Source organism: Kitasatospora sp. NPDC088264 (assembly GCF_040685715.1).
Classification (GTDB): domain Bacteria; phylum Actinomycetota; class Actinomycetes; order Streptomycetales; family Streptomycetaceae; genus Kitasatospora.
In genome coordinates, this window is sequence record NZ_JBFBIR010000118.1 from 1 (window position 1) to 7977 (window position 7977).

A 7977-nucleotide genomic window follows, 5' to 3' on the forward strand; every position below is an offset into this window, starting at 1 on the left:
CGCACCCATCTCCGTCCAGACCATGACCACCACCCCGACCGCCGACGTCGACGCCACGCTCCGGCAGATCGCCGAGATCACCGCCGCCGGCTGCGCCGCGGTGCGCGTCAACCCCGGCAACATCCGCAAGTTCGACGACAAGGTCCGCGAGATCGCCCACGCCGCCCAGGCAGTGAACGTGCCGATCCGCACCGTCCCCGAGAACCGGATCGTCGAAGCCCTCCTCGACGAGGCCCTCAGCCTGACCGGGGGAAGCCGGCGACCGACCCACTGAACCCCTCGGGCCGGCCCCTCACCACCGCCACCGTCCGCACGTTCCGCATGTTCCGCAGCAAAGGGGTACCCATGACCGGGACATCCGCGCACAGTTCCTCCGCGGCGTTCAGGCTGCCGCCGCTCTACTGTCCGCTGGAGCCGTCCTCGCACCCGGAAGCCGACGTGATCGACAAGCGGGCGGCGCAGTGGATGAACCACTGCCCCATCCCGCAGGACCCGGCCGAGCGGGCGGGCCTGCTGGGAAGCCGCAGCGCGGCCTTCGTGGCCAACAGCAGTCCCCAGGGACACGCCGAACGCCTGGAAGCCACCGGCCGCTGGTACTTCTACGCCTTCGCCCTGGACGACTGGTTCGAAGCCTGCCCGTCCCTGCACGACGTCATCGACGTGTGCGGCGCGATGCAGCGGGCGTTGGAGGCTCCGGACACGGCCCTGCTGGACACCCCGTTCATGCCCGCCTACCTCGACATCGTCCGCACCTTCCGGGACTTCGCCACACCGCTGCAGTACAACCGTCTCACCGCCGGTTACCGCATCTACCACCAGTGCATCCCCTGGGAGGCGAGCTACCGGCTGCGGGACCACCTGCCCGACCTCAACACCCAACTGGTCCTGCGCCTGGGCGTGTCCGGGTTCGAGGCCTTCTTCGCCATGATCGAGGTCTGCAACGCCCAGGAGATGCCCGCACGGGAGTACGACGACCCCGCCCTGCGGGCCCTGCGGGAGATCGTCGGCCTGCTCCTGCTGTGGATCAACGACCTCTCCTCCTTCGCCAAGGACGCCCGCGCCGTGGACGGACAGAACAACCTCGTCATCGGCCTCATGAACGAACTGGGCTGCACCCAGGCCCAGGCCGTCGTCCAGGCCATCACCATCTGGAACCGCAGCATGGCCCTCTTCCTCGGGCTGCGCGACCAACTGGCCGCCCACGCAAGCCCGCAGCTGCGGCACTTCCTCACCGACCTCGGCAACATGGTCGCCAACGTCGTCCACTGGCACCGCGACAACCCGCGCTACGCGATGGCCGCCCCCGCCCTGGAGGTCACCGCCAGCCCGCCGCCCGGACTCGACCCCGCCCCGCTGAGCTACCCCTCCATCGCCTGGTGGTGGCAGCACCTCACCCCGTGAACCCCGTCGCCCCACACCCAGGACACCTCGCACGGTGCCGGGCCGCTCCCGCTCGCCACGCCTGCTCCTCTAGGAGTCCCGCATGAACCCGGAACCCTCCCGCCAGACACCGCCTCCGCAGGGCGGTGGACCCCGCAGTCTGACGCAGGTGCCCACGCTGCCCGGGCGCGTACCCCTGATCGGCCATCTGCTGCAGCTGTGGCTCGATCCGCTGGCGTTCCTGCAGTCGGTGGAGCACGCCGGGGACATCGTGCGGGTCGACCTGGGCTGCCTGCCCGTGTACTTCCTCACCACCCCGGACCTCGTCCACCAGGCCCTGGTGACCCACGCCCGGGTGTTCGGCAAGGGCAGGTTCTTCGAGCGGGCCCGCGCTGCCCTCGGCGACGGGCTGGCGACGACCGACAGCGAGGTGAACGCCCGCCAGCGGCGACTGGTGCAACCCGCGCTTCACCGCACGCGCATCACGGCGGTCTACGCCCAGGTCATGGAACGGCGTGCGCGGTCCTTGGCGATGTCCTGGCAGCCGGACGAGATCGTCAGGGTGGACCGGGCGATGCACGAGCTGACCGCGGGGATCGTGGCCGAGTCGCTCTTCTCCTCCGGGCTCAGCCAGGCCGCGCTCGATGAGGTGTGGCGGTCCCTGCAAGTCCTGTCACGGGGTGTGGTCGTGCGGGCGGTCGCCCCCGCGGTCCTCGACCGGCTTCCGATCCCGCTCAACAGCGGGTTCAGCGACGCAGGCGTCCGCCTGCGCCGGATCATCGACGAGGTGATCCGGCACGCGCGTACCGACGGGGCCGGCCGTGACGACCTGCTGACGAAGCTGCTGGAGGCCCGGGACACCGAGACGGGCGAAGCCATGACCGATGCGGAGATCCGCGACCAGCTCATCACACTGCTGCTCGCGGGAACCGAGACCACGGCCACCACGCTGGCGTGGGTCTTCCACGAACTGGCCCGGCACCCCGACATCGAAGCGCGCGTCCAGGCCGAAGTGGACGAAGTGGTCGGTACCGGGCCGGTCAACGTCGCCGACCTGCATCGCCTCGAGTACCTGGACCGGGTGCTGCAGGAGGTCACCCGCCTGTACGCGCTCGTACTGATCACCCGAAAGGCCACCTCGACGGTCACGCTCGGCGGCGTCACGTTCCCCGCCGGAACCGAGGTCGCGTACAGCCAGTACGCCCTGCACCGCGATCCGCGGACGTACCCGGACCCGGAGCGGTTCGATCCCGACCGATGGCTCCCCGGCCGATCGCGGCAGGGAACGCCCTTCCCCTTCGGCAAGGGGAAGTACAAATGCCCGGGCGAAGCGTTCGCATGGGCCGAGATGCTCATCTCGGTGGCGACGGTCACCGCCCGTTGGCGGCTCGTTCCGGCACCGGGCTCCACGGTCAAGCCGGTCCTGGCCGAAATGCCCCGGCCGAACGCACTGCCGATGATCGCCGTCCCCCGGCTGACCGTTCCGCGGACGCCACAACCCGGGACGGGTGAACCTACGGCCCGTGAGCAATCCGACCGGCCGTGATCGTCCGCGAACCGGCCTCCGTGGCGCTGGCGCCCCACCGCCGTCCCGCCCCGCTCAGCGGTCTGATCGAGAAAGGCCCCCGATGACGATGCGCGGGTCCTCGCAACCGACAGCCTCCGACTCGGTACACCGCCCAGGTCCTGCCGGGGGCCCTGCGGCGGGGTGGGGGCCAGCTGGTCGATGTCGGGGACGGCGGATGTCACCGGGGGTTCCCCTTTCCCGGGAGCGGTAGGCCGTAGTCGGGTCGGCGTCGGGGAACACCATCGGATCGGCCGCTGACCTGTCGAGGGGGTTCCGGTACGGCTTGGCATGATGGACGTGTCGTCAGTCTGGCCAGTTTCTTCCCTGGTCAGGCTTCGGCAGGGTCGGGGTTGAGCTCCGGGACGGGGATGTCGACGGGGCCGGTCGGGGTGTCGTAGCGTCCGGTTTCCAGCTGCCAGGCCAGGCCACCGCCGATGCAGTGGTACGCCGCTTCCAGCCAGCGCCAGGCAATGCCCTGCTCGGACCGGGACAGCTGGAGTTCGTCCATGATGGCCGGGAGCCGGTGCTGGACGGCGAGGGCGTCCCGGCACACGGCTTGGTACAGGGCGTGGGTCCGGTCCACCGCCTCCTGCATGTCGTGGGTCTCATGCCAGTAGAAGACGTAGACCAGGTTGTTCACCGGGTGGAATTGGGTTTCCATGGCCAGCGAGTTCATTTCGTTGGACCACGCGATGATGTTGCTCAGGTCGGTGGTGAGCTGATCGATCTCCTTGTGCCTGATGAACCGCTCGGGCGGCGTGGCCCGGACCGCGTACTCGACGAGGTCGACGGTCATCTTCATGCCGGAGGTCCACAGCCGATTGGACGTGAACTCCGCGAGGCCGGGGATGCGGTCCTCGATGCGCAGGCCGGTCTCCCACAGGTAGCCGTGGAGCCAGAGATCGCAGTGCTCGATGAAGCTGTCGCACCAGGGTGCCGGCATTGCGGCGAAGAGCTCGCCACGCAGGTGGTAGAGCGTCCAGTTGCGCAGGTCCGAGTGCTCAGGCCGGCGTCCCCGGAAGACTTCGCGGGTGGCCTCGATGGTGCGTCGGGTGCCGGGCAGGTCATGGCCGAGCGGGCCGTTGAACTGGTCGTCGTAGTAGAAGTACCACCACATCCAGCGGTTGAGGTGCTCGCAGTCCTCCAGGCCTGAGGCGGGGTACTCCAGTGAGGTGAGACGGCCGCTGTTGAGACCGTGATGGTAGGACTCGATGGTGGAGTCGTCGATTCCCATCTGCCTCGCCCAGGGCTCCTCGCTTCGGATCACCATGTGCTCGAAGGGGGCCGGGCGAACCGGCAGGGGTATCTCGTAGGTCGGAAGAGTGACGGTGACTCGTTGCTTCCACATGGTGCGGCTTCACTCCTGTCGCGGATCGTGGTGTGGTGCGTGGGTCGATGGGCGGAGGCCGCTGTGCGCCGGCCCCGCGCTCGCGGCGAGCCGGCCCTTCTCTGCGCCGGTTCGGTGCGTGGCCCTCGCCGTGGCCTGGCGGCTTCGGTACGGGTGTGCCCGGGCCAGGCGGGTTTCCTCGTCACGGCCCGTGCGGGTTCGCGCACCCGACGGGCCGGGCGCGGCCGTCGTGTGTCCGGTAAGCCCCGGCGAACTCCCTCGATGGCACCTTTCTTCGCCGCGAGGCTGTTGAATCCCAGCTCAGCGGGTGGTGATGTGCGCGCCCGGGGCGGGGCCGCTGACGGTGCGGACGCGGCGGACGGCCTTGGAGGTGGCGAGGGCGCGGGCCACGGACTTTGCCGTGTGGGCGTCCGCGGCCAGGAAGGCACAGGTGGGGCCGGAGCCGGAGACGATCGAACCCAGGGCGCCTGCGGTCCTTCCGGTGTGGAGGGTGGCGGCCAGCGCGGGGTGGAGGGAGAGGGCTGCTGGTTGGAGGTCGTTGACAAGCGCTGCGCCGAGTGCGGTGGCATCGCCGGTCTTCAACGCGGCGAGCAGGGCCGGGTCGGCGGGAGGTTGCGGGCTGGGGTGGGCGTCGGCGGGGCGCAGGGTGTGGAGGCGGTCGTGTTCCGCGTAGGCGGCCGGGGTGGCGAGTTCTCCGTGGGCGACGGCGAGGACCCAGTGGAGGGGGCCGGTGACGGGCAGGTCGGTGAGGATCTCGCCGCGGCCCCGGCCGAGGGCTGCCTGACCCAGGAGGGCGAAGGGTACGTCGCTGCCCAGTTCGGTGGCGAGGGCGTGGAGTTGGGCAGGGGTAGCCCGGGTGTTCCACAGGGCGTTGCAGGCGAGGAGGGTGGCGGCGGCGTCGGCACTGCCGCCGGCCATGCCTCCGGCGACGGGGATCCGCTTGGTGATGTGCAGGGCCACTCCGGCGTCGGTCCCGTGGTGTTCGCGGAGGAGTTGTGCGGCGCGTGCGGCGAGGTTGGTGGCGTCCGTCGGCACCCGTTGTGCGTCGGTGCCAATGACGGTGACGGTGGTTCGCCCGGTGGCGGCGAGTGTGGCCGTGACGGTGTCGTGGAGTGCGACGGCGAGGAACACGGTGGTGAGTGCGTGATAGCCGTCGGGGCGGTGGGCGCCTACGGAGAGCTGGACGTTGATCTTTCCCGGTGCCGTCGCGGTGACGCTACGGGGCGTTGGAGGCGTGGCCGTGTTCATGTGGTCGACAGCTCCCTGGCCTGAGTGCGGGCCCAGGTCTCGGCCTTGCGGACGTCCGCCAGGGTGAGGGCGGCGCTGGGGACGGGGCGGGAGGTGGCGTGCAGGACGCGGCGGACGGTGTCCACGATCGCGGTGAACGGGATGCGGCCGGTCAGGAAGAGACGGACGCATTCCTCGTTCGCGGCGTTGAGGACGGCCGGGGCGAGGCCGCCTTCGTCGCCTGCCTGACGGGCGAGGGAGACGGCGGGGAAGGTCTCGGTGTCCAGCGGGAAGAACTCCCAGGTGGCAGCGGTGGACCAGTCGCAGGCGGGTGCGGCGTCGCGGATCCGGTCGGGCCAGCCCAGGCCGAGCGCGAGCGGGATGCGCATGTCGGGCGGGCTGGCCTGGGCCAGGGTGGAGCCGTCGGCGTACTCGACCATGGAGTGCACGACGGACTGCGGGTGGACGACGACGGCGATGCGCGACAGCGGCACGTCGAAGAGGAGGTGGGCCTCGATGACTTCGAGGCCCTTGTTCATGAGGGTCGCGGAGTTGACGGTGACCAGCGGACCCATGTTCCAGGTGGGGTGGGCGAGGGCCTGGTCGACCGTCACCCGGTCGAGTCGGCTCCGGGTGTAGCCGCGGAAGGGACCGCCGCTGGCGGTCAGGATGAGTCGGCGCACCTCGCGGCGCTGGCCGCCGCGCAGGCACTGGAGCAGTGCGGAGTGCTCGGAGTCCACGGGGATCACCTGGCCGGGTCGGGCGAGTCTTCGGACGAGGGGGCCGCCGGCGATCAGGGACTCCTTGTTGGCCAGGACGAGTCGTGCCCCGGATTCCAGGGCGGCCAGGGTGGGGGCGAGTCCGATCGAGCCGCTGATGCCGTTCAGGACGCGGTGGCAGCCGATGGCCGCGACCTGGGTGGCGGCCTCAGGTCCGGCCAGGACGCGGGGCAGCCGCCGTCCGTTCGCCTGGGACTTCAGGGCCAGGCGCAGGGCCGGTGCGGCCTCGCGCCGGGAGGTGGCCACGGTCTCGACACCGAGGTCGAGGGCCTGTTGGGCCAGCAGTGGCAGGTTGCGCGTGCCCGCGGCCAGTGCCACGGCGCGTAGGCGGTCGGGATTGCGGCGGATCACGTCGACGGCCTGGGTGCCGATCGATCCGGTGGATCCCAGGACGGCTACGTCCCGTCGCCCCAGCGGCGGATCACCGGGGAGGTGGATGTCGGCGATGGCCATGGGGGCGTGGGTCCCGGGAACTGCCATGGATCTTCGTCCTGTCTGTTCGTACTGTGCCGGGGTGATCGGGTGTGCTTGCTCTTCAGGCGACGGTCCAGGAATCGGTTCCGGTGAGCAGCGTGGTGAGGCAGCCAGTGCCCATCTGCTGTGAAGCAATGGCAAGTTGACCTGCCATCAGCTCGTCGTAGACGGGTCGGTGGACGTCGCGCAGGACGCCGATCGGGGTGTGGTGGAGGGTGTCGGCGTCGGCGATCCGGGAGAGCGCGAAGGCGGTGGCCGGGTTGGCCGCGTGGGCGTCGTGGACCAGGACCCGTGCCTCGTTGTCCGCGGTCACCGGCGCGGTGAACAGCTCGCCGTCCGGGCCGCGGAACACGCCGCCGGCCAGGTCCGCGCCGAAGCGGATCGGCTGCCCGTGTTCCAGCCGGATCAGCGCCTCGTCCCGGGTGCCGGGCTGCTTCAGGGCCTCGAACGCGCCGTCGTTGAAGATGTTGCAGTTCTGGTAGATCTCCACCAGCGCGGTGCCCTCGTGCGAGGCCGCCGCCCGCAGCACCGACTGGAGGTGCTGGCGGTCCGAGTCGATCGTGCGGGCGACGAAGGTCGCCTCGGCGCCGATCGCCAGCGAGAGCGGGTTGAACGGCGCGTCGAGCGAGCCCATCGGCGTCGACTTGGTGATCTTGCCCAGCTCGCTGGTCGGCGAGTACTGGCCCTTGGTCAGCCCGTAGATCCGGTTGTTGAACAGCAGGATCTTCAGATTGACGTTGCGCCGCAGCGCGTGGATCAGGTGGTTGCCGCCGATGGACAGCGCGTCACCGTCCCCCGTCACCACCCACACGCTCAGGTCCTGCCGCGAGGACGCCAGCCCGGTCGCGATCGCCGGCGCCCGCCCGTGGATCGAGTGCACCCCGTAGGTGTTCATGTAGTACGGGAAACGCGAGGAACAGCCGATCCCGGAGACGAACACGGTGTTCTCGCGCTTGATGCCGAGCTCCGGCATGAAACCCTGCACCGCCGCCAGGACCGCGTAGTCCCCGCAACCGGGACACCAGCGCACCTCCTGGTCGGTCTTGAAGTCCCGGGCACTCTGCGGCCCTTCGGCCTTGGGCACCAGGTTCAGGGACGGGAAGCCGTTCTCACTCATCGGTGGTCCTCCTCGTCCAGGGCGCCGATCGCCGCCGACAGCACGTCCGCCAACTGCGCCGCCTTGAACGGCAGCCCACGCACCT

The 7977-nt window shown here is 70.3% G+C and carries 6 protein-coding genes and 1 pseudogene; 3 read left to right on the top strand and 4 right to left on the bottom strand.

The genetic code is table 11. The annotated features are described in order from the left end of the window. The 3 genes and pseudogenes from AB0O82_RS38175 to AB0O82_RS38185 form a co-directional block, all read left to right on the top strand. Window positions 1–190: pseudogene (locus AB0O82_RS38175) on the top strand (flavodoxin-dependent (E)-4-hydroxy-3-methylbut-2-enyl-diphosphate synthase); the annotation flags it as partial. Window positions 191–345: 155 nt separating this feature from the next. Further along, window positions 346–1401 (top strand): hypothetical protein, encoded by a 1056-nt coding sequence (locus tag AB0O82_RS38180; protein WP_363589584.1) that lies wholly within the window; start codon window positions 346–348, stop codon window positions 1399–1401. A 148-nt stretch (window positions 1402–1549) separates the two neighbouring features. Beyond that, window positions 1550–2926 (top strand): cytochrome P450, encoded by a 1377-nt coding sequence (locus AB0O82_RS38185; RefSeq protein ID WP_363589586.1) that lies wholly within the window; start codon window positions 1550–1552, stop codon window positions 2924–2926. A 349-nt stretch (window positions 2927–3275) separates the two neighbouring features. On the opposite strand, the gene AB0O82_RS38190 is transcribed toward AB0O82_RS38185, so the two are convergent. The 4 genes from AB0O82_RS38190 to AB0O82_RS38205 form a co-directional block, all read right to left on the bottom strand. Continuing rightward, window positions 3276–4295 (bottom strand): terpene synthase family protein, encoded by a 1020-nt coding sequence (locus AB0O82_RS38190; RefSeq protein ID WP_363589588.1) that lies wholly within the window; start codon window positions 4293–4295, stop codon window positions 3276–3278. A gap of 300 nt (window positions 4296–4595) precedes the next feature. Then, window positions 4596–5543 (bottom strand): 4-(cytidine 5'-diphospho)-2-C-methyl-D-erythritol kinase, encoded by a 948-nt coding sequence (locus AB0O82_RS38195; protein WP_363589590.1) that lies wholly within the window; start codon window positions 5541–5543, stop codon window positions 4596–4598. Beyond that, the gene (dxr, locus tag AB0O82_RS38200) at window positions 5540–6781 is read right to left on the bottom strand and encodes a 1-deoxy-D-xylulose-5-phosphate reductoisomerase (protein WP_363589592.1); all 1242 of its coding nucleotides are present in this window, start codon (window positions 6779–6781) and stop codon (window positions 5540–5542) included. The genes AB0O82_RS38195 and dxr overlap by 4 nt, the downstream gene beginning before the upstream one ends. Before the next feature lie 55 nt (window positions 6782–6836). Further along, on the bottom strand, window positions 6837–7892 hold the full coding sequence (locus tag AB0O82_RS38205) for a 2-oxoacid:ferredoxin oxidoreductase subunit beta (protein ID WP_363589594.1): 1056 nt from the start codon (window positions 7890–7892) through the stop codon (window positions 6837–6839). Window positions 7893–7977: the final 85 nt, after the last annotated feature.